Consider the following 26,651-nt stretch of genomic DNA (forward strand, 5'->3'; position numbering starts at 1 on the left):
GTCTTGACCGACATTCCCGACCTCGTTACCCTCCATGCAGCCAGCTCGACTTGCACGCACAGGGTCGCTCAGATTCCCTATCCCTCATCGAGCAGACGAAAAGAGGACGTCCTTTGCAATACGTGATGGAAGAATTCGCGAACCAGATCCGCGACTACTACGAGGACCCTCTCGACCCGCTGGCAGAACAGTTCCTGTTCCGACGTCCGCCCACTGTGGGCGAGTTGCGTCGCCCGCCGCAGGTCTTGCTCTTGGGCAATCACTCATCTGGGAAGTCCACTTTTGTGAACTATCTCCTGGGCGAAGATGTTCAGAACACCGGGGTTGCCCCCACGGATGACGGGTTCACGATCATCACGTATGGCGCGACCGCGACCGAGCGAGATGGACCTGCTGTCGTGAGCAATCCGGACTTACCCTATGAGGGGCTGCGGCACTTTGGTGACCAATTGGTCTCGCATGTGCGCCTCAAGCTGCGCCCCGCTGAACTTTTGCAAACGGTGACGCTGATCGACAGCCCGGGCATGATCGATCAGGCCAAAGCCGAGAACGGGCGCGGTTTTGACTTCCCCGGCGTGGTGCGTTGGTTCGCCGAACGCGCCGACCTTGTGATGGTCTTCTTTGATCCGGATAAGCCTGGGACGACGGGCGAAACACTTCAAGTCTTCCGCGAGTCCTTGGCAGGCATCGACCATAAGATGTTGATCGTCTTGAACAAGGTGGATCAGTTCCAGAGCTTGCACGACTTCGCGCGGGCCTATGGGGCCCTGTGCTGGAACCTCGGCAAGGTTATCCCGCGCAAAGACTTACCGATGATCTATAACACCTTCGTACCGCTGGCCGACAAGCCGAAGTCGCGCCTGCCGATGGAGGACTTTGATAAGGCGCGCAACGATCTGATCGGTGAGTTACGCCGCACACCGACCCGACGGATGGACAACCAGATCACACAGATCCAGGCCTATGCCGAGAGGCTCCGGATGCACGCGATGGTGATCGACAAGGCTGCCGACACGTTCAAATCGATCCGCGCGCGCTGGCGAGGTCTCTGGTTGCTGCTCTTCGGCGGACTGGGCGCTGCCGCCTTTGGCACGGGCATGCTTGTGGCGTTGCCAGTGATTGCATTGGCTGCAGTCCTGGCTTTCGTTTTCATCGAGTACGTTATTCTCCCGCGGACCAAACGGCGGCTGATTTCTCGCTTCGACCAGATCTTTGAAAAACTGCATGATCGAGAGTTGCTGTTGCGCGATCGGGCCGATGGCTTGCGCATGATGTGGGAAGAGATCAGCCCACGCGCCCGCGAGATTGCTGAAAAGAGCGGCCTCCAGTCGTTCGAGAAGATGCGTTGGCACAAGCGCGAGCATCTTGACGAACTGACCGGCGAACTGATCCCGCAGCTTCGGAGCAAACTCTACGACGCCATGCGTGATAGCGACGCGCCCCCACCCGCGTTGGAGCAGGATCGCCCTGCGACCTTCCCTGCATCAGAGCCGCGCCGCCCGCTGGTCGAAGGTGGCAGGCCCGCGAAACCTAAGCGCAAAACGTTCTTCTGATTTGTGTAGGCTGGGGCGGATTGGCCTGGCCCAAGCCGCGAATGCCTGGACGCGCACGTTCAGCCTATACGCTTGCCAGGCGCATAGCCAATGCAGGGTCGATCCCATAGCGCTCGGCATAGACCGACACCACCGTCTGGGAGCAGTTGCAGCCAGGCACCCGTCATCTGGACGCCGACGGCCAGCCCCGCTTCATCAACCGGCTGATCCACGAGGATGCGCCCTACCTGCTGCAGCACGCGCATAACTCGGTGGACTGGTACCCCTGGGGAGAAGAGGCATTCGCCAAGGCGCGTGCCGAGAACAAACCGGTGTTCCTGTCCATCGGCTATGCCACCTGCCACTGGTGTCATGTGATGGAGCACGAAAGCTTCGAGGATTTAGGCCTAGCCGAGCGGCTCAACCAGGATTTCGTCGCCATCAAAGTCGACCGCGAGATGCGCCCGGATGTCGATGAGACCTACATGCGCGCCGTCTTGCTGATTAACAGCCTGAGCGATGGGTGCCCCTCTGGCAGTCCTCAGTCCGCCGTCGACGCAAGCAGAGAACCACCGGCTGCGAGCAAAAGCGCGCCAGCGCCCCGTTGGACACCCGTTCGCACTCCTGCGCACTGGATTCTCGCAACCAACTCCTGCGCGGCGAGGGCGTAATGACCAGCGCGACGCTGGTGCTAGGCAACGCGGCCAGCGCCAGCATTGCCAAGAAGAGGGTCAAGAGGTCGCCAGGGTTCATGGCCGGTAGCAAAGCTTTCTGTCGCGTTCAGTCATAGCCCTCGCAGGCCTGAAACGGGACATCAACTGCCTGAAGATCAGCGCCGAACCGACAAGTGCCCGGACGCTGATGCTCGAAATATCGACCGGTTTCCTCCACTCCAACAGGCGTGGTGGCCAGCCACACGGGGGTGGCGCCCTGCCCCGAACTCTCGTGCCCGCCGAAGCCGAGTTTTATTGGAGCGACCTGTTAGCCGCCAGTTGGCTTCTCGAAGTGAATGACATAAGCCAATCTGTGGCCATAAAACGCTCGCTCACGAAGGCCAGTGGAAATTGCCAAGCTCGTGACAGAACTTCGGGACTGAAAGTGCGGATCGAAAATGACCTCAACGATCGCTAGAAAACCGCCGGGCTTGAGGGCGTCGAATAATTCAGCAAGAGCGGCAGCTCGATGGGGAATCTCCCCGAGGACGGTGACCAAGACCATACGATCAAAGTGATTCGAGGGAAGCTTACCGTCACCAATCGCCGCAGCGACAAAATCGACGTTTGTGTGACCGGCGGCATCAGTTTTGGTCTTGGCTCGGGCAAGCATTCCCAGTTGAATATCGACCGCAACAACACGACCAACTGAGCCAACACTCTGGGCCAGCGGGACTGTTAGACGTCCAGGGCCGCACCCAGCATCTAGGACCGTCATTCCGCGCGTAATTGCAAGAGTCTCGACAATGAACGCAGCTCGGTTTGTCTTCGTGAATGGGTTGTCTAATTCCACGAGCCAACGCAACCAAACTGGACAGGGAAGGCTGTGGCGACGGGAAGCAAGGCGCCATATGGTTACCACAAGAACAGCCACAACGACGGCCATAAGAACGATGATTGATGCAGTCATGAGTTCCAAAGGTTGATAGCGCTGCTAATCAGTCGCGCGTCTTTATGCGTCGGCCAACGGTGTCCGGTTCAAATTTCCACCATGACGCATAATTCCACCATACAGAAGCGCCATGCAGTCCTGTGCAAGCGTGTTGCAGTTGGAATGCGTTTTTTGTCTCGTTGGACGGGGCCGCTGTAGCGGTCCGCGAAATAGAAAACCGCTGGGAAAAACTGAAAAAAAGACTTGACAAGCACATTGAGCGTGCGAAAGACGTGGGTGTCTCAAAGATACCACACTGGAGTGCTTGTCATGATCCCCAACCGACTCGATGCCCTGATGAATGGCCTGCTTAATGACACTGTTTTCGCCGACCTGGTGGCGCCCGTGCAGCACGCACTGGCGTTTGTGCGCCGGGCAGCCTCGGTGGGGCGGGTGTTGAGCATGGAGCGCTTTATTGCCTTGGGCGTGTGGCGCCAGTTGCAGGGGATGGGGGTGCTGCGCGAGCAGGTGCAAGCGCTCGATCATCTGCGTGATCAGCTGGCCCCGCAGGCAGAGTCGGTGGTGCCCTTGGCGCGCTCGACCTGGTCCGATGCCTTGGCCTCCACTGAACGCCGCGCAGTGCTGCAAGCGATGATTCCGGTGCTGATGCGCGAGGTGGGGGCGGTGCTGCCTGATCGTCTGGCGGGAGTTCCTGGACTGGATGGCCGCCCGGTGCGGGCGATGGATGGCACCTATCAGGAAGAAAGTGCGCATTATCGCCGCTGCACGCCCAAGCAAGGCGGGGAGGATAATCCCAAGGGACATGGCGAACTGGTGTTCTACAACCTGCGCCTGGGGTTGGCCGAGGATGCGTTGGTGGAGACGCGTAGCCGCCATGAGATCAACCTATTGCGGGACTACGATGCGCGCCCGGGCGCGCTGACACAGGAGGCGCGAACGCTGTGGGTGGTTGATCGCGCCTTCATTGATGCCGCCTTCTGGGACCGGAAGAAACGCACCCAGGGCAGTACCCTGATCACGCGCATGAAGTCCAATCTGGTGGTGGGCTCGCGTGCCGCCATGCCCATTGCCAAGACGCCGGAGAACGCCGGGGTGCTGCGCGATGAGCGCATCACCTTGTTGAGTTCCTCCCAGGAGTGGCGGTTGATCACCTTGCGCACCCGCCAGGGCCGGCGCTTGGAGTTTCTGACCAATGATTTCAGTCTCTTGCCCGGTGTTGTCGCGTTTCTTTATGCCCGCAGATGGGATGAGGAAAAATGCTTTGACACCTGGAAAAATGATTTCGCCCATGCCAAAGCCTGGGGCAAAAGCCCGGTGGCCATCGACAATCAGGTCTGCCTGGCGATCATCACCCATGCGTTAGTGACGCTGTTGCTGCACCGCCAGTTCGGTGCCGAGGGCGCGCGTGATCACAAAGCCTTGCGCAAACAGGAGCAACGTCAGCGCAAAGCCCCCAGTGCGCCAGATGGCACCGAGCGACCAGACTGGACGGTCCCGCTGTTCCGCTATACGTCGAAAATCAGCCGTCAGGTGCTGAGGTTTTTCAAACACTCGCTTCTCTCGCCGGCGTCTCCTGCGCTATATGAGGCCAAATTGCGGCCATTATTGGAGGCGTACCTCTGAAAATGAGCCGGACACCGTTGTCTGAGCCTTGGATGCGAAGCTCCACAAACCATCAGGTACCGGAATCAACCACCCTTCCTCTCGAAGGGATCGAAGATACCTAGCTGTTGATCTCTTCGGTTGGTCTGGGTCAGTATTCAGGTCTCCCATGAACGCAATTCGTTGTCCCTTCGTGCTACGGATAATTTGTAGCAGCTTGTTCCAGTAGTCGTGGAGCGCGACTCCGCTGTAGGCCGGCGCACGAACGCCGACAAAGTCGAGGTTCATTGTTGGAATCTGCACATGGAGAAAGTTTGATGCGCCTCCGTGCCCATCAGTAGCTGTTCCAACGATGGACCCAGGCGCAAGGGAATAGCGACTAGCGACAAGTACTTGATTGTGACCATTTAGACGCTGCGATACGGCTAAGTGAGATAGGCCAACACTCTTTAATCGCCCCACCATATTAGCACGCGTTGAGCCGTGGACATACTCGTTCAACGAGAGTACATCAGGTGAGAGAGCTTCGATTGCCGCAAAGAACGTGTTCGGAATTGAATCTTCGCGACACTGATGCCCGAGATTCCAGCTAACAAGACGCATAACGGTACCTGTACTGCCTAACGCCCTGCTCAGCCGCGCGCGCCTTTGGCGCGTCGACTGGTTTTGCCTTGTTAGGGCTGGAATTATAGATATTGCTCATAGTTAGCTATTTTATTAGACAATCTGTCCGCAAGAAATGGACTGGCTTCGCCAAGCCGATCCAAGATGAAACCTGCTTCATTTTTGTAATTTTCTATCTTGATCTTATCCCAGTGCCTTGGGGGTGGCTGCAAATTTGTGATTCGATCACATAACTTGACCATCCAGACCTCTAATGGCTGACTCCGTATTCTTTTAATACTATCTGTCATCTGTTCCAATTTTGATGGTAACATCGTGTTTTTAGTAAGCGACAAGACTCCATCGGCAATTTCTATACCAAATAACTCCTCTATATCTTCATAAGTGGTTGTGGTATCTTCAATTGAGTCATGCAGCAATGCACAAGAAACGAGAAGATCTGCGTTATTAACATTCTCATGAGCTACCGTTGCAGTTGCCTCCATTGCAACTAAGCCAAGATGATTTATGTAGTGCCTGACCGAAAACTCGATTTTTTGACAATCCCTTGCCGGAGCCAGCAGCAGAAAGCACGGTTGGTCTACGACTTTTCTTTGCTGGCAGCGGCGCGGACGCGCTTATTGCGAATAATTCGCATAAAGGTCAAGCTCCAGACAGACAACCCCTTGGGACCGCTTGGCAGCGCCCCGCGGAATCGCTTCAGGCGGCGCGTTTTAGGCGCTCGCGTTTGCGTCGCTGGCGCTCAGCTTCCGCATCGCGGGCAATCAGGACGGCCCCAAGGCGATGGATGTTGCGCCCCAGCACCGCAAGAGCGACATAGCGCTCGAAGCCCTCTTCGCCATGGTCGGGACAGCGATCAAGACCATGGGCTTCCAAGGCGTTGATCGCCGATTCGACCGCCGAGTGCTGGCGTTTGCGCCGGCGGAATTCGGGATCCTGTTCGCGTTCAAGCTCGGCGGCGTTGCACTTGCCTTTCTTGGGCAACACCGGGAAGTCGATGACCTCGGCGAGCTGCTTTTGGTTGCTGGGACTGTGGAAGCCTTTGTCGAAACTGAGGCTTTTGATGCGCGGGTAGCAGGCGCTCAAACGGGTGGCGATGGGCACCGCGACTTGATCGTCGGTTTCGCCGAACATCACCCGATGGTGAAGGATAAAGCCGAACTGATCCTCGCTGATGGCCACACGCACGCCGAGCTCCACCGGGGTGCCGGCCTTGCCTTTAGCGATCCATTCGGTATGGGGCTCAAAGATGGAGAAGACTTTCTCCTCATGAGGAATGCGCTCGCCCTGCAGGACGCGACGCTCGATCTGGTCAATGAGCAGCTCGGCATAGGCGATGCAGTCATCGAGCAGGGTGAATTGTTCAGCCGGGACATGGCAAAACACCGCGAGCTTGTAGCGGGTGTCCTTGGCGCGCGCGAGGAACTGCTCGGCCTGCTCGAGATACGCACGATAGGCGGCGTGAATGTCCTCCAGACGCGCGGCGCGCTTGGCTTCATCCTTGGAGGTGGAGCGCTTGAGTTGCTGCAGGCGCCGATATAGCTTTCTCAGACAACGGATGTTGTAGGCGCTTTGGCGCCAGTCGGTGAGGCCATGGTCTTGGCACAACGATGCCGAGATCTCGATGGCCTTGCGCACGGCGTCCAGCAGCAGATTGATGTCGGTGGGGAAATGTACGTTGGTCTCGACGACAACGGAGTCGCAGCGCGCTTCCAGCGGGGCGTCAGGATGGGGTTTGACTAAATCATGCCCAGCCTTGACCACCACGGCATTGATGCGCTCAAGCACTTCCGGGGTGAACAGGCGCAGGTTGTCTTTGATGGTCTGAAGGCCGTAGCGATACTCATCGGCCCAGTCGCTGTGCCCCAGCATCTGGCGCACCAGGCGGTGCTGGTTGGCCAGTTCCTGCGCCCGGTCGAAGTCAGCATTCAAGCCCAGGCGCAAGGTGCCCAGCACCAGAATGCGCCACTGTGACATGCCAGGACGCCCGGTATCGGCGCTGACGAATTCTTCCCCGTCGGCGCGCACTGGCAGCACATCGGCGAGGATGGCAAAGACCTCTTCGCGCAGCGCCTCGGTGGTGTAGATGTGTTGCAGGCCCCGAAGCAGCCGGGGGATGTCGTCGCGGGAGAAGCAGTCGAACTCAATGGCGGCGATGTCACACTCGCCAAGTTGCATCTGGGCACGGATGATGTCGCGCATGGGAGAAGCTGGAATGAACGAAGTTTGGATTGAACAAGCCCGATGCGCGGAAGGTCCTTGATCCGGCGCTTTCCGATAGTTGCTGAATGTTCAGTGGGTTACAGGATTCCTGGGAGCGTCTTCCGCACAATCTTGAGACGGGGCGATCACGAAATCCACTAAACTTTGGCAATGCCTCTGTATTCTAACGCATTGTCTTTTCAGTTGAAAATCACTTTTCGGCCAGGCACTATGTAAGGAATGTCGCTTCCTGGCAATTTCTGACCATTGTGAATTTTGGAAGCAAAATTCCAGGCTTTCAGATATTTATCCTGGTTCCAAATATTCATTTTTCTCATGTTTTCACGTCCTAACAGCTAACTAGAAGAATCTCGGTCCACCTTCTTCTTTGAGCCTTCGGGAGTTTACCCATCCTTGTTCGAGAAAACCTGAGTCTCCGCGCCCAAACGAAGCCAGCAGGTCGATGCGTCGCCCGTCTCAGCCAGGTCGCTGCCCTTTTCCCTCACGCCGACTGGCTGAAGACTTCGCGGAATGGCCCAAGTGTGGTCCGCTCCGGTGACCAGTCAGTGATGGCAAAGACCACCTGGTCGAAGGCGCGGGGAAAGGCTTGCTCCAGATGCGTGCGGAAGGACTGGGCGGTGCGTCGCGGGTCATTGCCGAAAGCGCCGCAGCCCCAGGCGCCCAGCACCAGGGCATCCGGGTTTTGCATGCTTGTTTAGCCGTTTCCGGCACTGACGCACTTGGCATCTCACCTCCATCGGTTTGGCCTTCTCGGATCAACCTTCCTGATAATCCTCTAGCCGCCTCCTGAATCCGGTGGTACACGTTGGTTTCGACCGACCAACCCACCCGACCAGGAGACGACGATGACACTGTATTGCGGAATCGACCTGCATGCGAACAACAGCGTACTGGCCATCCTTGATGAGCACGATCAGGTGCACTTTGAAAAACGCCTGCCCAACGACCTTGGCATCCTTGTTGGCGCGCTGGAGCCCTTCCGGGAGGCACTGGCGGGATGCGTGGTGGAATCCACCTACAACTGGTACTGGCTCGTGGATGGGTTGATGGAGGCCGGCTTTCGGGTCCATCTGGCGCATACCGGCGGTATCGTCCAGTATGCTGGGCTTAAGCACACCAATGACGAAAGCGATGCGCGCCATCTGGCGCATCTGTTGCGCTTGGGCATCTTGGCGGAAGGTTACATCATGCCCAAGGAGCCACGAGCACTGCGAGATTTGCTGCGCCGGCGCATGTTGTTGGTGCACCAGCGCACCCTCAACCTGTTGAGCTTGCAAAGCCTGATCACGCGCCACACCGGCGAACGCTTGTCGGCGAATCAGATCAAGACCTTGGATGTCGACACCTACCGCGATCGCTTGCCCGAGCCCATTGTCGTTGGTGCACTTGTCACGGCCCAGAGCATGCGCGTGCTCGATCATCTGATCGACCTGCTTGAGCAGGATGTCCACCGGCGCTTGCATGACCAAGAGGACTTTCGGCTGCTGACCACCATTCCCGGGGTCGGCAAAATCCTCGGCGCGACCATCGCCTTGGAGACGGGCACGATCAAACGCTTTCCCGGCCCCGGACAATACGCCTCCTATGCGCGCTGCACCAATACCCAGAAAATCAGCAATGGCAAGACCAAGGGCCGGGGCAACAAAAAGAACGGCAACAAGTATCTCGCTTGGGCGTTCATGGAGGCCGCCCACCATGCGGCCATTTGGAGCCCACGGATCAAACAGTTCTACCACAAGCGTCGGGCCAAGCGGCATATCCTGGTGGCCAAGAAGACGGTGGCCAACAAGCTCGCTCGGGCCTGCTATCACATGTTGAGCAAACAGGAGGCGTTCGACGTGACACGCGCGTTTGGATAAGTTTCGGCCGTGAGCGATGGCGGGAAAGGGGTTGGCGTACAGCCCGGAACGCCTGATTGCTGCGCTCACGGCCACCTGAGTTCACGACCGAGTTGACTGAAACGCCTGCCACATGAGCCCTAACGAGGTTGGCATCCGTCTTGGATAGCCCGGGTTCTGTACAAATGAACTGGCCATGTGTCGGCACTGTGGGTTTTCTGGAGCAACAACGCTTGCTTGGGGCGGGCATGCAGTATCGCCACGCCTAGATCCTGATGGGTGACTGGTGCGTTTCATCTTCCATGAAACAGCACAACCATTGAAGACAACAGGTGCGTATCGGAGCTTGGTGGTTTTTTTTCATGGGCGAGTTGCTCAGAGTCTTACTCGACTGTTGACCCCGAGGCGGCTAATGAACGCCGCTTACAATCTTGCATACTTGAAGCTCCATTGGATTGCTCCGATGGTTTTTCCGGGGTGCCGTTGTCATCCGGGTCGCCGATGTTTGGATCGGGATCAACCCGAAAAACCACCAGGATTTCCTCATGGTAAATCTCGATACGCTTGACAAGCGCGCGAATGATGCCGCGCTTGGTCTCGAAATCCAGGCCGGTTAAACGTTCCTGAATCGCGGCGGCAAATTCCTCCAGCCGATTGATCACCAGAAACAGTTCGGCCTGGCCAGCATCTTGTTGGCGAGCTGTCTCAATCTGAATGTGAAGTTGCTCGAGTTTACTATTGAGCTGCGCCATTTTGGGGTCGAAGTCGCTTTTATCGATTAACCCCTCGGTATAGCTATCGATCAGCCGCGATTTCCCTTGTTTCAGGTGCTGGTGCTGTTTTTCCAGCACATCTGTATCGGTGTGCGACGCATGAGCCTGCTGCAGGCGATTGAGGCGCTGTTCATATTCCTGCTGCAAGCGCTCAGGCTGTTGTAACAACGCCAGGACTTGCTCCCACACCAGGTCATCGAGCCGGCTGGTGCGCACTTGCTTGTTGTCGCAAATACGCTCACCGCCAAAGCGATAGGCATCGGTGCCGACGCAGCGATAATAGGCATAGCATTGTCCACCTTTGGCCGCGCTTTTGCTGACAGGCTTGCCATAATACGCATAGCGGCAGTGCCCGCAAACGATGAGCCCTTGCAGGAGATGGCGCGCGCCGCGCCGGCGTTGTCGGGCGAGGCGGCGATTCTCCTCCAATTGCTCCCCCACGGCGAGAAACAGCGCTTCGCTGACCAACGGCGGGACCGGGATCTCGATCCAGTCCGCGCGCGGGGTGCGCACCACGGAAGTGGCTTTCTTGGGTGTCTCGGCGCTGTGACGGGCTGGGCGCACGCGCGGGCGGTGTGCCGTCGCTTGGGTCTTGCCGAAGGCGGCACGCCCCATATAGGCCGGATTCTGCAGCATTCCCCACACCACACTGCGATCCCAATGCGCTTTGCCGGTGGCGGTGGGAATGCCCTCGGCATCGAGCCGGCGAGTCACCTCGCCGATGCTCAGGCGCTCGACGCCAATCCAATGAAAGATTTGCCGCACGGTGGCGGCTTGGGACAGATCAATCACATACTGCGCCGGTGCGCCATCGAGCTGCTTGCGCTGATAGCGGTAGCCGTAAGGCGCGCCGCCAAGCACATTGACGCGCCCATGACGCGCGCCATGCAATTTCCCGCGACGGTTGCGCTCCATGATCTTCGCCCGTTCGTATTCGGCGATCATGCCTTGCATCTGTAATAACAGGTCTTCTTCCGGGCTGACACCGCCGGCATGATTGAGAAAGACAACGGTGACACCGGTTTGCTGGAACTCTTCCAGCAGCAGGGCCTGATGGGCGTATTTCCGCGCCAGGCGATCCGGGGCCAGCACATAGAGCCGATCAATCAGGCCCATGGCCGCGCGATCGCGCAACCGCTCCAGTTGCGGGCGAATGAGGGTCGCGCCGCTGACACCGGCGTCGATGAAACACTGTTCCTCGGGAAGTTGTTCGCCATCACTGGCGATGCGTGCTTTCAGCGCGGCAACCTGGCTGTCGATGGTGCCGGCCTTGGCCTGACGCTCGGAGGAGACACGGGCATAGAGGGCGACGTTCAGGGGCTGGCTCATCGCGCACCTCGGCGCTGTTTGCGCTGTGGTAGAGCGGTCTTTGCCGCAGCAGGAGCCGTTTCGATTGGGCGTGATTCCGTCGGCTTGAGCTGGGCGTAGATCTCGCTCAAGCGTTCGGCTGAAAACCGGTTCGGTTCAAAGGCAATGCGCACCGACAACGCCCGCTGTGGTCGCTTCATCACTGAGCCTCCCGCGTCGTGGGGACGTCAATGACCAGCCGAATCTCGGCATCCACCGTCCCCTGAAAGCCCCACGAGAGACAGGCTCGCGCGACCCGTAGGCCCCATTGTACGCGGGAGTTTGCTACGTTGTTGGTGGCGTTTGGGTGCTCCCCTTCGCTCACCGCAGTTTTGCTCTCCGCGCCTCTCGTCTGCCCCAGTTTACCCCTCGGCAGGGAATCCTCCCCAGTTCTTCGGATGCGCCGCCTCCACCGCATCGGCCCTAGGGTGCCCGCTGACAAACCTGCACTACTATGAGGGCTCTGACTCCTGTCAGCGCTCACCGGCGCCGACAGGTCTCCCCGCTTCTCTCGCTTCACCTTCTTGTCGTTCAGCCCCCAACCACGTGATATCGCCCTGAAATCGCTTTCCACGCCGTTCGCAGCGTTCCAGGTGGGTTTCAGACTTCGCCGTCTCCGTGCAGGCTCGTCGCCATATCCCGCCGAATCGGGTTCGTTATCCTACGGACTGACCTTTCGCCTCCGGTTGCTCCCCACCCCGCCTCACGGCGACGCAGTTTCCTTTGGCTACGGAGTCTCGGCATACTCCGACACGGACTTTCACCGTGCTGATGAAGCGCCTTTGCGGGCGCACACGGAGCCGCTTCGCAGAGACCCCGGCGGCGAGTCCCGGCTTAAAATATCACCTCACGCCCTCGCGTTGGAGGGGTTGTCTGTCAACAACCATGAGGTGATACCCACATGTCAACAACCTGTCAGGAGCAGTTCACGCGCCAGTACGCGGCGCATCTCAAGCAGTTGCGACTCAAGGGCAGATGTAGTTCGCTGATCGCTTACGGATCTCCGGCGAGTGGGTTGAATGCCGGTCCGCGCTGAATGGCCTCGGCACCGAAACGGTGGCGGATGGCGTCGAGTGTCTCTGTCAAGGTGTTTTCCGCTGGATTTGGTCTAGCATCGGCCGTCTCGAACAGATCAAGCTGCGCAGAGCTGCTGGTTTGCGACCAGCCGGACAGTCCCACGCCGATTAGGCGCACGGGACGGCCAGCCCAGGTGGCTTCAGCGGCAAGCATTGACCGGGCGACGCGAAACACATCTTGCTCGTCCGCCGTCGGCACCTTCAGGGAATGCGAGCGGGTATGGGTCTCGAATGGGAAGAAACGCATCTTCAAGGTCACCACCCGCCCAAAGTGACCCGTCTGCCGCGCTGTCCAAGCGACCTCGCGCGCGGCCCAGTGCTAATGTCGCTTCCAGCACTTGGGGATCAGTCACATCCTCGGGAAAGGTTGTTTCCTTAGAAATAGACTGGCGCGGCCGGTCGGGATGAATCTGGTCGTCGGCGATTCCGCGTGCCTGACATTAGCACTGAGTGCCAGCACGCGCGCCGAGCTGACGGCGCAGGGTCTCGAGCGAGAGTTGGCGCACATCGCCGATCGTTCTGACACCCATACGCGCCAGCCGGGGCGCGGTCTTGGGGCCGATGCCACGCAAGGCATCAAAGGGCATGGGGGCGAGAAACGCGTCCACCTGATCATCGAGCACTACAGTCAAGCCATCCGGCTTGCGACAGTCGGAAGCCAGCTTGGCGATGAGCCGGTTCGGTCCGATGCCGACCGAGGCGCCGCACCGCTTGCGCGATGGGCATGGCCGAATGCACGCCGAACCGACGTGCTTCGTAGGAACAGGTCGCGACCACGCCGCGCCGACCGGGCTGGGCGCCGACCACCACCGGGCGAGCGCGCCACTCGGGATGGTCGCGTTGCTCGATGGCCGCGAAGAAGGCATCGAGATCGACATGCAGGATCAGGCGCGACATCGGGCGGTTGGTCTCTGGTGTTTGGCTGAGCGTTGCGGAGCAAACCATTGGCCTGGCAACTGGAACGACGTTGCCCGCCAGCACCCGTTTCCGAGGAAATTACCAATGCCCGGTGCCTGGCTCGCCTTTGAATGGACCCACGACATCGTCGGTGATCCAGCCGCCGTAATAGCCGCCAGCCTGTGGTCGCACCCGTTCACTGCCGACAACGCAGTCAAGCCGCGCCGGATAGCAGGAAAAATAGCCGGCGATGACGGCTGCGTCATCCCAGGCATGCGGATAGCGCCAGAGCGCATCGCGGATCAGGCCCTTGGGGCCTTTGATGTGAAAATACTCAGCCTCGCCTTTCCATTCGCACAGGGTGCGGCGATCAGAGGGCTCCAGCAACGACTGATCGACGGCTTCTGGCGGCAGGTAGAAACTCGGTGGGCTGCCGGTCTCCAGGGCGCGAATGGCGGATTCGGTGGCAGCAATGCGCAGATCGCCGGCAACAACAGCCACTGGCCGATGATCGTGCTGATAGGTTGGTGGGCGCGGGTAATCCCAAACGGATTCTTGATCTGGCCCCGGACTCTGTGCGAAGAGTGGTCGAGTCTGGCCGCGGTACTGCCAGGCTTCTCGGGCCGCTTGGAGGTTGGGTCGGTTGCTAGGCATGCTACGGAGAGTTTGCTCTAATTGGTGGCCCACTGCCTGCGGATATTGGGGGGATTCTCTGAATGAGCAACACCGAGAGCGAGAAGACTGCACGACCCTGACCAAAGCTGAGGTTCGCGATGGCTAAACCACAAACACCGCTCCTAACAGCGGACATTATCATCGAACTGGCCGACCGGCCCCTCCGGCCCATCGTGCTGATTGAAAGGCGCTTCCCCCCGCCGGGCTGGGCCATACCCGGTGGTTTTGTCGACATTGGCGAGCACATCGAAGCCGCAGCGGTGCGCGAAGCCTTTGAGGAAACGGCGTTGCGCGTGACACTGCGAGCGCTGCTGGGGCTTTACTCCGACCCACAACGCGACCCGCGCGGCCATACCGCCAGCGCGGTCTATGTGGCAGAAGCGAGCGGTGAACCACGGGCGCAAGATGATGCGCGCAATCTGGCAATCTTCCCACCTGATGCGCTGCCCGCGCCGCTGGCATTCGATCATGCACAGATTCTCGAGGACTATCGGCGCTACCGGGAGACGGGCCAAATCAAACCGCTTTGGTCGCCGGACGTTCAAGTGTTGCCTGGTGCTTGATGGCGAAAACGCACATGCGAACTTTGGATGACGTGTTGCAATCGGCTTCGGACGTGTTATTTCCTGCGGAATTGGGCAAGCGGAAAATCAGCGTAACAAGCACCAATAGCGATGGTGATACGCCTCTGCATGTCATGGTGTGGCGCAAGGACCAACAGGCGATCGTGTTTCTGATCAACGCCGGCGCGGACGTGAGAAGGATTAGCGCGGGTTCTACCCGCGGGTATCGATGACCTGCCGCTGGCGGAAGGGTGCTTGCAGCAGTCGCATAAGCATGCGTCGCGGCGGCAGCCACTGAATGCGGGCGCCATGGCATTGGTTTTTGAGCACCCGCTCGGCAAGTCCGGGAGCGACGGTCTCGACCCTGTCGCCGAAGATATTGATGAAACGCCGGATCTGCTTCGCTTGTTCCGGTCGCATGCTGAGCGCGAGCAGGTCGGTCGGCACCACGCCTGGGTTGAGGCTGCTGAGCTTCACCGGTGTGCCGCGCAGTTCGGCGGCGAGTGACTTGGTGAAATACCGCAGCGCCGCCTTGCTGGTGCCGTAGAGGGTGCTACCGTGGCGGCGCTCTCCGCTGCTCCCCCAGCCTTCAAGCGTATAGATATGGCCATGGCCCTGCGCCAACATGCCGCGCGCGGCGGTGCGGCAGCCTTGCATGGTGCCGAGCAAATTGATGCGGATCAGGGTCTCGATGGTGGCCGGGTCGTGCTGCCAGAAGTCGACTTCATGCGAGCCGATGGCGGCATTGTTGATCCAGATATCGATGCGTCCGAAATGACCGACGGCCGCGTCCCAGAGCGCCTGGACCATAGTTGCATCGGCGACATCACAAAGCCGTCCATGCAGCCGGCCTTCGGCTGCGGGGATGGACGCCATGAACTCGGCCAGGGTCTGATCGAGGCGACCGGCATCCCGACCGCAGATCATCACCCGACACTGGCGTTGCAGAAAGTCGCGCGCGAGCCCGCGACCAATGCCACGCGTCCCGCCAGTGATGACGATGACGGATTGATCCAACTCTGACCTCCTGGGTGGTGCCATGTCGGGCTGTAGGCGTGACGCCAACAGATTGACCCGTTTCAGCTAAGATTTCCAGTGACTTTGCCAGGAACATGGACCGGGACTGTAATTACTCCAAGCCTTCGTCTGCAAATCCTGATCATTGCAGATGATCGGTCCCCCGGTCATCCTTCCGGCCGGTCAAGGTCGCCAGCACCACTGGGTAACTCTGCGCCTCCTTGGCCCCCACGCCCTCGGTCAAGCTATCGCCAAAGGCGAGGATGACCGCGTCGGGCGACAATGGACTCAGCGCCGGTTGATCACTGCAAGCCGCGAGCACCAGCAGCAGGACAGCGCTTAGCAGCGTGCGAGTGCGATAGCCCATATTTAACAACTGGTCACAGAATTATCTTGATTTTCAGCAGGATAAGTGTACACAGATATCCGTTACGGCACTACATTTGCGATTTTGCCGCCGGTGCTGCTCATTCAGATCAAAGTCAGCTGTTGTCCACCCGGGCGATCACTCACGCCCAAGGCATCGTAAATGGCTTGCTGGCGCGGCTCCGCCCTTGTGGCTTTGCGAATATGCAGGGTGCGCCCATCGTCGCGCTTGAGCTCAACCGTGACGCGATCTTGCCCATCGAGCTCACGGCGGATGCCCTCCCAGCTCAGATGAATGCCAGCGGCTTTCAGCTGCAAGCGCAGGGTATGAACCAGATGGTAGGCTAGTACCGAGATGAACAGGTGCGCGCTAACCCGGTCGGTTTTATGGTGATAGACTGGGCGCAGGCCGAGTTCCGACTTCAGGGAGCGAAACACCGCTTCCAGATCGGTGAGCATGACAAAGGTGTGCCATAGGCGCGCTTCATCCCATTCGGTTTGATTCGTGCGTAGGCAATAGACACCGGGCAAGGTGTCATCGACCGGGGTGATCCGCGACCATCGGATGGCCTTGGCCTTTTTCCCTTTCTCATCGGGGTCGACGCTGATCTCGTAGTAGCGCGCGGCACGCGGATATTTCTGCTTCAGCCGCCCGATGCGCTCGATGACTTTCTCAAAGCGCTTGACGGTGCCTGGCTTGTGCAACCCATCGGCGAGTTGCTGCAGGGCCTGCTCGAAGCGTTGCGCGAAGCGATCGGCAATGCCGCGATCTTTGAGCTCACGTTGGCTGGAGTGACAATACAGCTCGACTTCGTTGGTTTCTTTCTTGACTACCCGCTGGGCGCGGATGGTCAGTGGGCCGTCTTCTTTGATCAAACAGGCCGCCTCGGGATCGAACTGCAGATGTCGCTTTCGGCTGACCACGACATAGCGGTAGCCCTGCGCCACCAGCCAGGCGATGTTCTCCTCGGTGGCAATGCCGGCATCGAGCACCACCGTCGGTGGGGTGCGTTGTTGCTCGGGCGTCAAGGCACGCAGCATTTTTGCCAGCGTCTCGGCTTCCACGGCGTTCCCAGCGAACACCTCGCTGCGTTTGGGAAAGCCACTGGCATCGAGCGTCAGCGCCAGGGTGACCAGCGGGCAGTCGCTGCGCTTTTCTTTCGAACGGCCAAAGGCGGCGTTGGCGTTATGCTTGGCGCTGCCCTCGAAATAGGTATTGGTCAGGTCGTAGAGCGTAATCACTTCATCAAGTTCGAACAGATCGCGCTCGCGGGCATACAGGAAGGACTCCAATGCCGGTTTGTGGGCGAGCAGCCGATCGGTGATGCGGTAGAGCGCCATCAGATCCAGGTCGGCGAAATCAACGTCGATCAACTCGCCCAGGGCGCTGCGCTGTTGCAACCACTGATGGGTCGCCAACTCGCTACCCGGCACCACCATGCGACCGATCACATTGCCGATGGCCGCCGCGCGTTGCGGGCCGCTGAAGCCCAAAGCCGTGAGTTTTTCATCCAAGCCCATCTGCCCCCAGGCGGCCAAGGCGACATGCTCGACCGCGACACTGCGCGGGCGCACCACATCGACTGTCTCGACATCGACCCGTTGGAAGTTGGGCGCGCTCCCCTCGGAGGGATCCTCCCCCGCGCGGGCGCGAATCACCTGCGCCGCCAACTGTTGCGCCAGCGGCTCCCAACGGGCATCGAGGTCAATGAACAGCTCCGACTGCCCGCCCACCAAGGCCTCAATGCGCCGTGCCAAGGCCGGCCATTGCCCGCGCGGGACCTCGAAGTGACGGCCGAGATTCAGCACCGTGCGCTGGCGCACCCGCCCGGCTTCGCGCACCGACTCCACCAGCCGATAGGTGAAGTACGGCTGACCAGTGCGTCGGCTCTTGATGGTGGTGCGGCGAATGTACATGCACGCATGCTCCGCTGCGCGGGCGCGCGCGTCAATGGGGCTCCGTAATATTATGGCACTACATTTGGGTCGCCAGTTTCAAGTCACTGATCCGGCGGGATATTATTTTCTCTCCAGAGAAAACTTCAATGACTTACGCCGATTTTCGGCGTGGAAATGTTAAATATGGGATAGAGGTTCGTATTGCGCATAATTGGCTTCCGCTTCATCCTTTTGGCCCTGATGCGATGAGCATGACACAAGGCAATCGGATCTGCCTGCGTCGGGTTTCGCAATTCGGGCCTAACGATCCAGGGTTGCTGGCTATGTTGCCGCCAAGCTGCCGCATCTGCCTTTTCCCGCCGGTCGTTTTGATCTGGCCCTGGTGTCCCACCTATTGTTCACCTATTCGGAGCACATCGATGCCGCTGCGCATCGCGAGGCGATCACAGAGCTGATGCGCGTCAGTCGCGAGGTTCGCGTCTTTCCCCTGCTCACGCTCGCAGGCGCGGAATCGGCGCATCTGCCCGCTGTCATCGACCAAGCCGAAGCCAGCGGCTGGATAGCGGAGATCCTGACGGTGGATTATCAGTTTCAGCGCGGTGGCAATCGGATGCTGCGGCTGTCCGCGCCACCGATGTCCGACCTGATTCCGCCGGAGGAAAGTTTGAGCAGCATGCCAATTGATTTCCTCCATGGGCTTCTCCGCATTGCTGCTGAGAGCGTCGCTGGAGGATTAACCATCGACGCGGGGGGGGCATGTCATGCCACCCGATGATGCGCTGCTCTCCTGCCATGGTGCTTTAGGTTCCGTTGCGCCTGCTGGTCTCTTGCTTGTGCGACCAGGCGCCTCGTTGCCCCCCAGCAAAAGAGCAGGCCTTCAGCTAAGTGAACCTAGATGTAGCCTCGCAAACATAGGTTGGAGACGCCGACCTTGTTTCCAGGTTGGGAAGGCCGTTGATTCCGATCCCGGTCCAGTTGCAGGCTTGCACCGATCAGCCTGGCCGCCTGACCCGCTTGACTCGGATCAAGGCCATCTCCCCGAGCCTGGTTGCAGACTGTACTCCGCTGTCGCGCAGCGAAGGCCAATTGCTGGCCTGCGCCGCGCGCGATTGTTCCTGTCTCTCCTCACTGCCACCGGAGTGCGTCCATGTTCTGTAATCAATGCGAGCAAACCTTTCGTCAATCTGCCTGTGTGACCAGCCCCGGCGTCTGCGGCAAGAGCGAAGATGTGCAGTCCTTGCAGGAACTGCTGATTTTCGGCCTCAAAGGCATGGCCGCCTATGCCCACCATGCGCGCCGGCTTGGACAGTCCGATGAGACGGTCTCAGCCTTCATCGAAGAAGCCCTGTTCGCGACCATGACCAACGTGAATTTCGATGAAGACACCCTGCTGCACTATTGTCTGGAATGCGGCGAAAAGAATCTGCGTGTCATGCAACTGCTCGATGAGGGCCATATCGCCACCTTCGGCGCGCCCCGCCCGACCCGGGTCCGCGAGGGCACCTTAGCCGGCCCGGGCATCCTGATCACCGGCCATGATCTGCTCGATCTGTGGCAACTGCTCGAACAGCTCGAAGACACCGACATCAAGGTCTACACCCATGGCGAGATGCTGCCGGCGCACATGTACAGCAAATTTCAGGCGCATCCCAATCTCGCCGGCCACTATGGTGGCGCCTGGCAGGATCAGAAAAAAGAATTCGCCGATTTTCCCGGTCCCATCGTCGGCACCACCAATTGCGTGCTGATCCCCCCCGAGAGCTATCGCGAGCGGCTGTTCACCACCAATGCGGTGGCGGTCCCGGACGGTCAGCACATCAAAAACGGCGATTTCTCCGCCGTAATCGCCGCTGCGCGTACCTGCCCGCCATGCGAACAGCGACTCGGCGTGGAGCAGCCGGTGGGCTACCATCGCCAGGTGCTGCTCGAGCAGGCCGGTACGATTCTCGACGCCATCAAAGCCGGACAGATCAGCCATTTCTTCGTCATCGGCGGCTGTGACGGTGCCGAGAAGGGGCGCAACTATTTCACCGATTATGCCGCCGCCACGCCAGCCGACTCCTTCATTCTCACACTCGGCTGCGGCAAGTATCGCATTCGCGATCACGCCTACGGCGAGCATCTCGGCCTACCGCGGTTACTGGACATGGGCCAGTGCAACGATGCCTATGGCGCCATCATGGTGGCGGTAGCCCTGGCCGAGGCGCTGAAGTGCACGGTCAATGATCTGCCTCTGACTCTGGTCATCAGCTGGTTTGAACAAAAAGCCGTGGCGGTGCTGCTAACGCTGTTGCATCTGGGCGTGAAAGGCATCAACCTCGGCCCTCAGCCGCCGGCATTCATCACCCCGGGCGTATTTGCCCGTCTGCAAGCCGCTTATGATCTGCGCTTGACCAATGGCGATCCGCACGCGGATCTCAAACTCGCACTCGCCGCCTGAACCCAGGCCGAGGAGTTGCCCCATGAACAGCGTCAGCCTGCGCGAACAGCTCATTTCCGCACTGGGCGGTGGTGTTGGCATTTTGGCCACGGCGGCGCTTGCGCTTTGGCTGTTCCCGGCGGTTGACCCCGCCCTGCCCTGGCTGATTGCCTCCATGGGCTCCTCTGCGGTGCTGTTGTTCGCGGTTCCGCACGGGCCACTCTCCCAACCCTGGCCGCTGCTTGGCGGCCATCTTGTTTCGGCGCTGATCGGGGTGGCCTGTGCGCGTTGGCTCGGCACCGATCTCTGGAGCGCGGCCACCGCGGCGGGACTCTCCATCGGCGCCATGCATGCACTGCGCTGTCTTCATCCGCCCGGCGGTGCCACCGCGCTGACGGCCGTCATCGGCGGGCCGTCCATCACGTCGCTCGGCTTTGGCTTTGTGCTGATGCCTGTTGCGGTCAATGCACTCACCTTGCTGTTGCTCGCCGTGGTCTGGAATGCGCCCTGGCACTGGCGGCGTTATCCAGCCAACTGGCCCGCACGTTGGCGGCGAGACCAGGACAGCGGCGCCCCAGTTGCAGAGCCGGCCGCGCCCATGCCGCTGGAACATCGGCATCTTGCCGCCGCGCTGCGCGCGATGGACTCCTTCATCGATGTCTCGGAGCCGGATTTGCAGCGCATTTTTGCTTTGGCGACTGAGGAAGCGCGCCACACCCGCGCCGCAACGCCGCCGATTCGGGTGGGTCAAGCCTACAGTAATGGCAGCTTTGGCCAAGACTGGGAAATCCGCGAAGTCCTGGCGCTCGAGCAAGCTGCAAACGAACCCGTCACCCAGGTGCGCTTCCGCCGCTTGGCGGGCCAAGGCCGTCGCTGCGAGGGGGGATGCAGTCTGGAGACGTTTCGCGCTTGGGCGGTCCATGCGGTCGAGCGCGACGAGAACTCCTGGCGACCGATTGATCGCACGGAGCCGGAAGATTGAGCATCAAGGTGCACGGAGGATGTCATGCCACCCGATGAGGCACTGCGCCAGGCGCCGCTGCTCGCGCAACTGAGCGACCAACAACTCGAGCGTCTGCGCGCGAAGGCGCAGATTGTCCAGGTGCAGGCCGGGCAGTGGCTGTTTACCCAGGATGATCCGGCCGAATGCTTTTATTTTGTTCATTCGGGCCAGATCCGACTGTTTCGCCTCTCGGCCGAGGGCGAAGAGAAGATCATCGAACTGATCAGCGCCGGCCAGACCTTTGCCGAGGCGCTGATGTTCATGGGCACCGGCCGCTACCCTGTCTGCGCGGCCGCGCTGGTGCCGACGGAGCTCGTCGCCATTGACGCGGCGGACTTCACCGCCATGCTGCGCGAGTCGCCCGAGACCTGCTTTGCCTTGCTCGGCAGCTTGAGCCAACGCCTGCACGCGCTGATCGCCGAGATCGACAATCTGGCGCTGCATTCTGCGAGCGTGCGCTTTGCGCGCTGGTTGATTGCAGAATTGCCAATAGACACGGATCAGCTGACGCTCGCCTGGCCAAAATCGACGCTTGCCTCGCGCCTGACGATCAAACCTGAGACCTGGTCGCGCATTACCCGCCGGCTGTCCGAGCAGCAAGTGATCGCGGTCCATGGGCAGGTCATTCGCGTGCTTGATCGCAAGGCCCTGCAGCAACTTGGCGATTCGGGTGACCCGGTGCTGATACCAAGGCGTCAGGCCCGCAAAACCGGTTAGCAGCCAAAAATCATCAGCCGATCTCCAGCCTCACTGCCAGCGATGGCAAGGCAAGCGCCCCCAAACAGGTCAAATTCTGACAATGAATCCGACCGGATACTTGTTCATTCGATTCAACCATCACGGTGATACTCAACCCGCGCATGGCCGGGTCGAAGATATCAAAGACCCGGATGACTCGGTGGCTTCCAGAAAGCCGCGCAGGATGTCGATCAAACACGGCATACAGGCCATCCTGATGGCCTATTTGCTGTCAACGGGACCGGTGTTCGCGCAGGATGCGGCCTGCCATTGGATCCGGCTGACCGGTCTTGAGGTCGGGCAGACAGCAGATTTCCTCAGCTGGGGCGATTACCTGCCACTGATCGCCCTGGAGCCCGGCGAGTTTTACAGTCTGCTGCACGGAACAGAGCCTTCCGTCGAATTGGCGGCCGGACGCCAACACGTCATTGATGGCCATTGGTACTACGTTCCAGAGCACCTGATCAATGTCGGGACCATGACGCTAAGATTCATGCTGTTGGATCGTGACCAGGGCACCGATGACGATCTGGTGCTACCGATGCGCAGCCATGTGGTCCGACTGGATCAGAGCTTCTCCAAATCGGGACCTTTGCAGTTCGAGATACCAGAACTCTTTGTAGTGGATGATCAGCTCAAGAAATCCAACGCAATGCGGTTCCGCTTCGAATTACGGCGCGTGCCGGGCCATTGCGGCAGTGGAGCCGATGCCGCAGCTGAAAACACCCGGTACCGGCGGGAAAACCGCGTCCATCATCTGCGCACCAGGACTTTCAGCTACTTCGACGATCCAGTGATCGCCGGCCGCGAGACGAAGCTTTTCGTGGATGAGAAAACCACGGATGCGGCAGCAGCCTTCGAGATCGCTCGTCGCAATCTGCATGAGTTGCTGACCCTGGGTCGGGAGATCGAGCGGCTGGAAGGGACGCAGGGCTTCGATGAGCTGCGTTTTGAGTTCGCTAGACTGATCGCAACACTAAAGGAAAGGCGTCTGCAATTCAGCCGCGTCGAGCAGGACGGCGATGAGAGGACGACGGTTTGGGTCAGTGTGCCTGCCCTGGCCTCCGAGCCTGAGTGGAAGCAGGTCCTCACGGATGCCGTCATCGAGTCGATCCCCGCGTCATGGCAAGTCGACTGAGCCAGCGATCAGCGGCTAGGCGTTTGCTGCGCTAATCGGCCCACCACGCTTCAGCCAAGGATTTCGGATTCTGAAATTTTCACTGACGACCAGAATGAAAGCAATGATAAAGATCGCCAGCAATTCCCGCTGCTCCCCATTCGGTCGCGCGCCCGTCGATTGAGCGAGCGTTGCGAAACCCCTGGGCAGAGGAAAACCTCACGGGTAAGCCGTGATGGTGCAAGCTGGCTGTTGGTTATCCCCTGAACATCATCACACGAGCGCTCGGTCACGGCGGTCGTCTAGGAAGTATCCCAGGTCAGGACGAGTTTGGGCGGATCGAAGATGGAGCGATACAGGGCCTCCCAATTTGGGATCAGGCAGAGATTGAAGCGATGGCGTAGCTGATCCCACAACCGGATCTTGCTCTGCGCCGCTGTCATTGCGGTTTGAAACAGCCGACAACAGCGTTGTTGGATCTGGTCGATGAGAAACGCCAGCATCATCAGATGCATCAGCACGGTGCTTAAGTGTTGATCGCCGTGACCGAAGTTGTGCTCGAAGTGATAGCCTTGATTTTTCAGGGTGTTAAAGGTTTCGTTCTCGATTTTCCAGCGGGCGCGGGCTCCTCGCATCAAAGTCATCAGGTTGGTGTCGTCGATGGGAATGTCGGTGACCCAGGAGAAATGGGTCACCTTGCCATCCGGGGCGTGCTCCCAGTACTCGAGGAAATTGACCTCCAGGTCAAAATTGGACTCATTCAATGGGGCACCGTTGAGAGAGCGAAAGCGGTGGCGCGTGCCGTCTTCGTCCTTGTACTCGCGCACGATCGTCGTTGGGGTGTTGGCCACCCAGTCGAACAGAAAGCCATGGTCGCTTTCCTTGGCACCGAGGATGAAGCGCATGTTCAACGCCTGAAGATGGCGGATGTGCGGGGCGTTGGACGCCAAGGCATCCTCAATGACGATGAGTTTCAGGTGCGGATGCTCGCGACGCACATCGCTTAACAACCGCTTGCTGGCGTTGCGCTCGCAGTCGTTTTTCTTCGCCCCATCGGCGCGCATAATGGGCTCTGGTGCCAAGGGAAAGACCTCGCGCTGATCGGGGTGGACCAACACCGCCGCCAGCGCCTGATGGTAGTAGGTGATGGTGCCGTCGCGGTGGTGTTTCTCGGCGCAGTGCTGGCAATGGATGCTCTGTGAGGAGAAGTACCCGGTGCCGTCGAGCGAGAGCAGGTAGTGCCCGTGCAGATAGGCAAACCCTTCCAAGCCCTTGCCCCGCTGCAAGGCGGCCAACAACGCCTTGTACAAGGGGCGCAGATGCTTGGGGTCCATCACATCGAGACGTTGGCGAAACCAGGTATCGCTCGGGGCGCGCTCAATGCCGTAGAGCGTGCGCAGATTCGCTCGCTTGGTTGCATCCTTGCGGTCTTGGTCGAATTGCAGCAAGGAGGGGTATTTCAGTCCGAACAGCGCCAGACCGGACATCAGGTGATCGACCAGCGGGATGTCGCTCGCCGCTTCATCCGGGATTTTCCCGAAGACCGATCGCGCGGTGCGCAGCAGTCCGGCGGCACTCAGCGATTGACGACCAAAAGGCGCACTCATCAGTTCTTACCTCGCAACCTGAGCTTTGCGAGATAATACCCTGATTCTGTGAGAAAGTTTACGAAAACATTTTTCCCACAATCATGCAGTGCATTGTTTTTAAAGCAAATAATTCTTCAACGGGAATTGCTGAAAGATCGCCAGGAATCCCTCCAGGAACCAGCCGGGAGCCCCCTTCTAGCACGCTTCACCACCCTTGATACGCCCCTTGCTGAGGTTGAATCGGTCGGTGACACCTTCATCGGCTTCAATTGGTAGTTTGTCACAAGTTTCCAAGATTCCCACCCGATTCCCGGCTAGAATTCACCATTGCGATTCAGGCCGAGTTGCGGTGCGAAGATCCGAACCCCTTGCTGATGCCCAAAACTGATGAAGAATGGCAACAAGCCTGTTCCAGTTTCTAAGGGTGGAGCTTTGCCGTTGCTGTCCTCAGTCGAGTTGATATCCGACGCTCGCCCTGTGCATGAGTTACGTACCATCGCGGCGATGAGGGCCATCGCCAATAAGATCAGCATGATCGAGGAGATTGCGTATAAAACCAACTTGCTGTCACTCAATGCAGCCATTGAGGCCGCACGCGCTGGTGAGCACGGGAAAGGTTTCTCGGTGGTTGCCGCAGAAGTGCAAAAGCTGGCGGAGAACAGTCGGTTAACCGCGCAAGAGATCAATCAATTAGCGACCAACAGTGTGGGCATCGCAGAAGAAGCCGGCAGATTACTGGAACAGATGGTGCCCAATATTCAGAAAACAGCCAGTCTGGTGCAAGAGATCACGGCAGCATCCGAGGAACAACACGGCGGAATCGGCCAAATTAACGACTCGATGACACAGTTGGAGAAGGCAACCCAGCAGAGCGCCGCATCCTCGGAAGAGTTAGCGGCGACCGCCGAAGAATTGAACGGCCAGGCAGATCAGCTGCAGCAGGCCGTTGCCTACTTCACCTTATCCGGGCAAGTAAGTTGATCAGTTTACAGCTTGGTCGCGGTCAGCAGAATATTGCCGTGATCAGGCCGCGTTCCCATAGAAGGTGGCTGGAAACGGCAACAAATGATTGCCTGGCCCGAGGGTGACGGCAGAGCAATACCAGACCATGTAATCTCGGGTTTCACCGGCCAAAGTGCCGCAGCAACGACGCCATTCTGACTGCTCCCAGATGGACGGAAAACCGCACAGATTCTCGAACGCCTTACCAGCAGGGGGTTGCCAGACTAGACGCCAGGCCCATGACGTCCCAGGGCGATGGCATCGGCATCCCGGCCGGGAAGCCACCCGCTTTGAGGCGGATGATCGACTCGGCCCATTGCAACGGACGCGGCAGGCCGCCATGCATCGCCGCCAGCGCATGCAACTCACCCACAAAGGCTCGATCACACGGGGTATCGGAGCGGGGATCTGCGGTGCAAAGATCATGACGCATGCAGGCCGCATCAAAGTCGTCGATCGGCGGCGGGAAGTGGCCGGCTTGGGGCCAGTCGATCCCGCACCAGTTGCCGTAAATGGGCATGCACTTAAATGCCAGGACGCTCTCGCAGCCGCCGGCAAGGCCCACAGCCATGAGTGCAGCCAGAACCGTCTGTCGGGTCATCGAATACCTCCAATCTTTAACCTAGCCTGCTAGAGAGTGTAGCAGTTGCAAGCATTGAATCCGATGGAAGCGGCCAACCGACAACTCGGGGCAACTCCAGGCTCGCCAGCCGAACCATAGCAACCGGCTGCAAATGGCGCATTTC

At 59.3% G+C, this 26,651-nt stretch carries 26 protein-coding genes and 1 pseudogene; 12 read left to right on the forward strand and 15 right to left on the reverse strand.

Annotation, left to right across the window (positions count from 1 at the left end):
* Positions 1-122: 122 nt before the first annotated feature.
* Together Thiosp_RS16445 and Thiosp_RS24765 are read left to right on the forward strand one after the other, a co-directional pair.
* Entirely contained in the window at positions 123-1,553 is a 1,431-nt protein-coding gene (locus tag Thiosp_RS16445) for a dynamin family protein (protein WP_323697125.1), read from the forward strand.
* A 146-nt stretch (positions 1,554-1,699) separates the two neighbouring features.
* Complete coding sequence (locus tag Thiosp_RS24765) at positions 1,700-2,203, forward strand: DUF255 domain-containing protein (RefSeq protein WP_407702728.1); 504 nt, start codon at positions 1,700-1,702, stop codon at positions 2,201-2,203.
* A 310-nt stretch (positions 2,204-2,513) separates the two neighbouring features.
* Here the strand turns inward: Thiosp_RS24765 and Thiosp_RS16455 are convergent, their stop codons facing one another.
* Positions 2,514-3,155: a class I SAM-dependent methyltransferase gene (locus Thiosp_RS16455; RefSeq protein ID WP_201068165.1), complete on the reverse strand. Its 642-nt coding sequence runs from the start codon at positions 3,153-3,155 to the stop codon at positions 2,514-2,516.
* Positions 3,156-3,446: 291 nt separating this feature from the next.
* Between Thiosp_RS16455 and Thiosp_RS16460 the strand changes: the two genes are divergently transcribed.
* Positions 3,447-4,760, forward strand: coding sequence for a transposase (locus Thiosp_RS16460; protein ID WP_323696542.1), 1,314 nt, complete (start codon positions 3,447-3,449; stop codon positions 4,758-4,760).
* Here the strand turns inward: Thiosp_RS16460 and Thiosp_RS24770 are convergent.
* The 4 genes from Thiosp_RS24770 to Thiosp_RS16475 form a co-directional block, all read right to left on the reverse strand.
* The gene (locus tag Thiosp_RS24770) at positions 4,740-5,342 is read right to left on the reverse strand and encodes an endonuclease/exonuclease/phosphatase family protein (protein ID WP_407702729.1); all 603 of its coding nucleotides are present in this window, start codon (positions 5,340-5,342) and stop codon (positions 4,740-4,742) included. The two genes, Thiosp_RS16460 and Thiosp_RS24770, sit on opposite strands and share 21 nt — an antisense overlap.
* 83 nt (positions 5,343-5,425) lie before the next feature.
* Entirely contained in the window at positions 5,426-5,848 is a 423-nt protein-coding gene (locus tag Thiosp_RS16465) for an HD domain-containing protein (RefSeq protein WP_323696543.1), read from the reverse strand.
* Positions 5,849-6,062: 214 nt separating this feature from the next.
* A complete protein-coding gene (locus tag Thiosp_RS16470) occupies positions 6,063-7,565 on the reverse strand; it encodes an ISNCY family transposase (RefSeq protein WP_323696544.1) in 1,503 nt (500 codons plus the stop codon).
* A gap of 502 nt (positions 7,566-8,067) precedes the next feature.
* Positions 8,068-8,274, reverse strand: coding sequence for a TIGR02452 family protein (locus Thiosp_RS16475; protein ID WP_323696545.1), 207 nt, complete (start codon positions 8,272-8,274; stop codon positions 8,068-8,070).
* A gap of 157 nt (positions 8,275-8,431) precedes the next feature.
* Here Thiosp_RS16475 and Thiosp_RS16480 point away from each other — a divergent pair, with 157 nt between their 5' ends.
* Positions 8,432-9,445: an IS110 family RNA-guided transposase gene (locus Thiosp_RS16480; protein ID WP_323696546.1), complete on the forward strand. Its 1,014-nt coding sequence runs from the start codon at positions 8,432-8,434 to the stop codon at positions 9,443-9,445.
* 362 nt (positions 9,446-9,807) lie between these two features.
* Here Thiosp_RS16480 and Thiosp_RS16485 read toward each other — a convergent pair whose 3' ends face one another.
* From Thiosp_RS16485 to Thiosp_RS16505, 5 genes are all read right to left on the reverse strand, one after another.
* Positions 9,808-11,526 carry a recombinase family protein gene (locus Thiosp_RS16485; protein ID WP_323696548.1) on the reverse strand — a complete coding sequence of 573 codons (1,719 nt, stop codon included), beginning with the start codon at positions 11,524-11,526 and terminating at the stop codon, positions 9,808-9,810.
* Positions 11,527-12,537: 1,011 nt separating this feature from the next.
* Positions 12,538-12,882, reverse strand: coding sequence for a DinB/UmuC family translesion DNA polymerase (locus tag Thiosp_RS16490; protein WP_323696549.1), 345 nt, complete (start codon positions 12,880-12,882; stop codon positions 12,538-12,540).
* A gap of 178 nt (positions 12,883-13,060) precedes the next feature.
* Positions 13,061-13,243, reverse strand: a complete 183-nt coding sequence (locus tag Thiosp_RS16495; RefSeq protein WP_407702792.1) for a DNA polymerase thumb domain-containing protein — start codon at positions 13,241-13,243, stop codon at positions 13,061-13,063.
* A complete protein-coding gene (locus tag Thiosp_RS16500) occupies positions 13,233-13,565 on the reverse strand; it encodes a Y-family DNA polymerase (RefSeq protein ID WP_323696550.1) in 333 nt (110 codons plus the stop codon). Before Thiosp_RS16500 ends, Thiosp_RS16495 begins: the two co-directional genes overlap by 11 nt.
* 51 nt (positions 13,566-13,616) lie before the next feature.
* Entirely contained in the window at positions 13,617-14,018 is a 402-nt protein-coding gene (locus Thiosp_RS16505) for a DUF427 domain-containing protein (protein ID WP_323696551.1), read from the reverse strand.
* Positions 14,019-14,290: 272 nt separating this feature from the next.
* Here Thiosp_RS16505 and Thiosp_RS16510 point away from each other — a divergent pair, with 272 nt between their 5' ends.
* Both Thiosp_RS16510 and Thiosp_RS24775 read left to right on the forward strand, forming a co-directional pair.
* Complete coding sequence (locus Thiosp_RS16510) at positions 14,291-14,755, forward strand: NUDIX domain-containing protein (protein ID WP_201069408.1); 465 nt, start codon at positions 14,291-14,293, stop codon at positions 14,753-14,755.
* A gap of 134 nt (positions 14,756-14,889) precedes the next feature.
* Positions 14,890-14,988 carry a hypothetical protein gene (locus Thiosp_RS24775; protein WP_407702793.1) on the forward strand — a complete coding sequence of 33 codons (99 nt, stop codon included), beginning with the start codon at positions 14,890-14,892 and terminating at the stop codon, positions 14,986-14,988.
* On the opposite strand, the gene Thiosp_RS16515 is transcribed toward Thiosp_RS24775, so the two are convergent.
* The 3 genes from Thiosp_RS16515 to Thiosp_RS16525 form a co-directional block, all read right to left on the reverse strand.
* Positions 14,969-15,772, reverse strand: coding sequence for an SDR family oxidoreductase (locus Thiosp_RS16515; RefSeq protein WP_201069407.1), 804 nt, complete (start codon positions 15,770-15,772; stop codon positions 14,969-14,971). The two genes, Thiosp_RS24775 and Thiosp_RS16515, sit on opposite strands and share 20 nt — an antisense overlap.
* 142 nt (positions 15,773-15,914) lie before the next feature.
* On the reverse strand, positions 15,915-16,139 hold the full coding sequence (locus tag Thiosp_RS16520; RefSeq protein ID WP_323696552.1) for an SGNH/GDSL hydrolase family protein: 225 nt from the start codon (positions 16,137-16,139) through the stop codon (positions 15,915-15,917).
* Positions 16,140-16,243: 104 nt separating this feature from the next.
* Entirely contained in the window at positions 16,244-18,055 is a 1,812-nt protein-coding gene (locus Thiosp_RS16525) for an IS1634 family transposase (RefSeq protein WP_323696449.1), read from the reverse strand.
* 364 nt (positions 18,056-18,419) lie between these two features.
* Between Thiosp_RS16525 and Thiosp_RS16530 the strand changes: the two genes are divergently transcribed.
* The 5 genes from Thiosp_RS16530 (at position 18,420) to Thiosp_RS16550 (ending at position 23,335) form a co-directional block, all read left to right on the forward strand.
* Positions 18,420-18,812, forward strand: a complete 393-nt coding sequence (locus Thiosp_RS16530) for a hypothetical protein (protein ID WP_323696553.1) — start codon at positions 18,420-18,422, stop codon at positions 18,810-18,812.
* 372 nt (positions 18,813-19,184) lie between these two features.
* On the forward strand, positions 19,185-20,477 hold the full coding sequence (gene hcp / locus Thiosp_RS16535; protein WP_201069405.1) for a hydroxylamine reductase: 1,293 nt from the start codon (positions 19,185-19,187) through the stop codon (positions 20,475-20,477).
* Between the two features lie 22 nt (positions 20,478-20,499).
* Positions 20,500-21,438 carry an HPP family protein gene (locus Thiosp_RS16540; protein WP_201069404.1) on the forward strand — a complete coding sequence of 313 codons (939 nt, stop codon included), beginning with the start codon at positions 20,500-20,502 and terminating at the stop codon, positions 21,436-21,438.
* Between the two features lie 24 nt (positions 21,439-21,462).
* Entirely contained in the window at positions 21,463-22,176 is a 714-nt protein-coding gene (locus Thiosp_RS16545; RefSeq protein WP_201069403.1) for a Crp/Fnr family transcriptional regulator, read from the forward strand.
* Between the two features lie 205 nt (positions 22,177-22,381).
* A complete protein-coding gene (locus tag Thiosp_RS16550) occupies positions 22,382-23,335 on the forward strand; it encodes a hypothetical protein (protein ID WP_323696555.1) in 954 nt (317 codons plus the stop codon).
* A gap of 281 nt (positions 23,336-23,616) precedes the next feature.
* On the opposite strand, the gene Thiosp_RS16555 is transcribed toward Thiosp_RS16550, so the two are convergent.
* Positions 23,617-24,921, reverse strand: a complete 1,305-nt coding sequence (locus tag Thiosp_RS16555) for a hypothetical protein (protein WP_323696447.1) — start codon at positions 24,919-24,921, stop codon at positions 23,617-23,619.
* A 471-nt stretch (positions 24,922-25,392) separates the two neighbouring features.
* On the opposite strand from Thiosp_RS16555, the pseudogene Thiosp_RS16560 reads away from it, so the two are divergent.
* Positions 25,393-25,884 (forward strand): annotated as a pseudogene (locus tag Thiosp_RS16560) (methyl-accepting chemotaxis protein); the annotation flags it as partial.
* Between the two features lie 223 nt (positions 25,885-26,107).
* Here the strand turns inward: Thiosp_RS16560 and Thiosp_RS16565 are convergent.
* Positions 26,108-26,506, reverse strand: a complete 399-nt coding sequence (locus tag Thiosp_RS16565; protein WP_323696556.1) for a hypothetical protein — start codon at positions 26,504-26,506, stop codon at positions 26,108-26,110.
* Between the last annotated feature and the right edge of the window lie 145 nt (positions 26,507-26,651).

The sequence above is a fragment of the Thiorhodovibrio litoralis genome (assembly GCF_033954455.1).
In the GTDB taxonomy this organism is placed as follows: Bacteria; Pseudomonadota; Gammaproteobacteria; order Chromatiales; family Chromatiaceae; genus Thiorhodovibrio; species Thiorhodovibrio litoralis.

Bases quoted from the DNA above. Each gene is read 5' to 3' on its own strand.
- Thiosp_RS16455 (WP_201068165.1), bottom strand. From the start codon at position 3,155: ATGACTGCATCAATCATCGTTCTTATGGCCGTCGTTGTGGCTGTTCTT.
- Thiosp_RS16460 (WP_323696542.1), top strand. From the start codon at position 3,447: ATGATCCCCAACCGACTCGATGCCCTGATGAATGGCCTGCTTAATGAC.
- Thiosp_RS24770 (WP_407702729.1), bottom strand. From the start codon at position 5,342: ATGCGTCTTGTTAGCTGGAATCTCGGGCATCAGTGTCGCGAAGATTCA.
- Thiosp_RS16465 (WP_323696543.1), bottom strand. From the start codon at position 5,848: ATGGAGGCAACTGCAACGGTAGCTCATGAGAATGTTAATAACGCAGAT.
- Thiosp_RS16470 (WP_323696544.1), bottom strand. From the start codon at position 7,565: ATGCGCGACATCATCCGTGCCCAGATGCAACTTGGCGAGTGTGACATC.
- Thiosp_RS16475 (WP_323696545.1), bottom strand. From the start codon at position 8,274: ATGCAAAACCCGGATGCCCTGGTGCTGGGCGCCTGGGGCTGCGGCGCT.
- Thiosp_RS16480 (WP_323696546.1), top strand. From the start codon at position 8,432: ATGACACTGTATTGCGGAATCGACCTGCATGCGAACAACAGCGTACTG.
- Thiosp_RS16485 (WP_323696548.1), bottom strand. From the start codon at position 11,526: ATGAGCCAGCCCCTGAACGTCGCCCTCTATGCCCGTGTCTCCTCCGAG.
- Thiosp_RS16500 (WP_323696550.1), bottom strand. From the start codon at position 13,565: ATGGTTTGCTCCGCAACGCTCAGCCAAACACCAGAGACCAACCGCCCG.
- Thiosp_RS16510 (WP_201069408.1), top strand. From the start codon at position 14,291: ATGGCTAAACCACAAACACCGCTCCTAACAGCGGACATTATCATCGAA.
- Thiosp_RS24775 (WP_407702793.1), top strand. From the start codon at position 14,890: ATGGTGTGGCGCAAGGACCAACAGGCGATCGTGTTTCTGATCAACGCC.
- Thiosp_RS16520 (WP_323696552.1), bottom strand. From the start codon at position 16,139: ATGGGCTATCGCACTCGCACGCTGCTAAGCGCTGTCCTGCTGCTGGTG.
- Thiosp_RS16525 (WP_323696449.1), bottom strand. From the start codon at position 18,055: ATGTACATTCGCCGCACCACCATCAAGAGCCGACGCACTGGTCAGCCG.
- hcp (WP_201069405.1), top strand. From the start codon at position 19,185: ATGTTCTGTAATCAATGCGAGCAAACCTTTCGTCAATCTGCCTGTGTG.
- Thiosp_RS16540 (WP_201069404.1), top strand. From the start codon at position 20,500: ATGAACAGCGTCAGCCTGCGCGAACAGCTCATTTCCGCACTGGGCGGT.
- Thiosp_RS16545 (WP_201069403.1), top strand. From the start codon at position 21,463: ATGCCACCCGATGAGGCACTGCGCCAGGCGCCGCTGCTCGCGCAACTG.
- Thiosp_RS16550 (WP_323696555.1), top strand. From the start codon at position 22,382: ATGTCGATCAAACACGGCATACAGGCCATCCTGATGGCCTATTTGCTG.
- Thiosp_RS16555 (WP_323696447.1), bottom strand. From the start codon at position 24,921: ATGAGTGCGCCTTTTGGTCGTCAATCGCTGAGTGCCGCCGGACTGCTG.
- Thiosp_RS16565 (WP_323696556.1), bottom strand. From the start codon at position 26,506: ATGACCCGACAGACGGTTCTGGCTGCACTCATGGCTGTGGGCCTTGCC.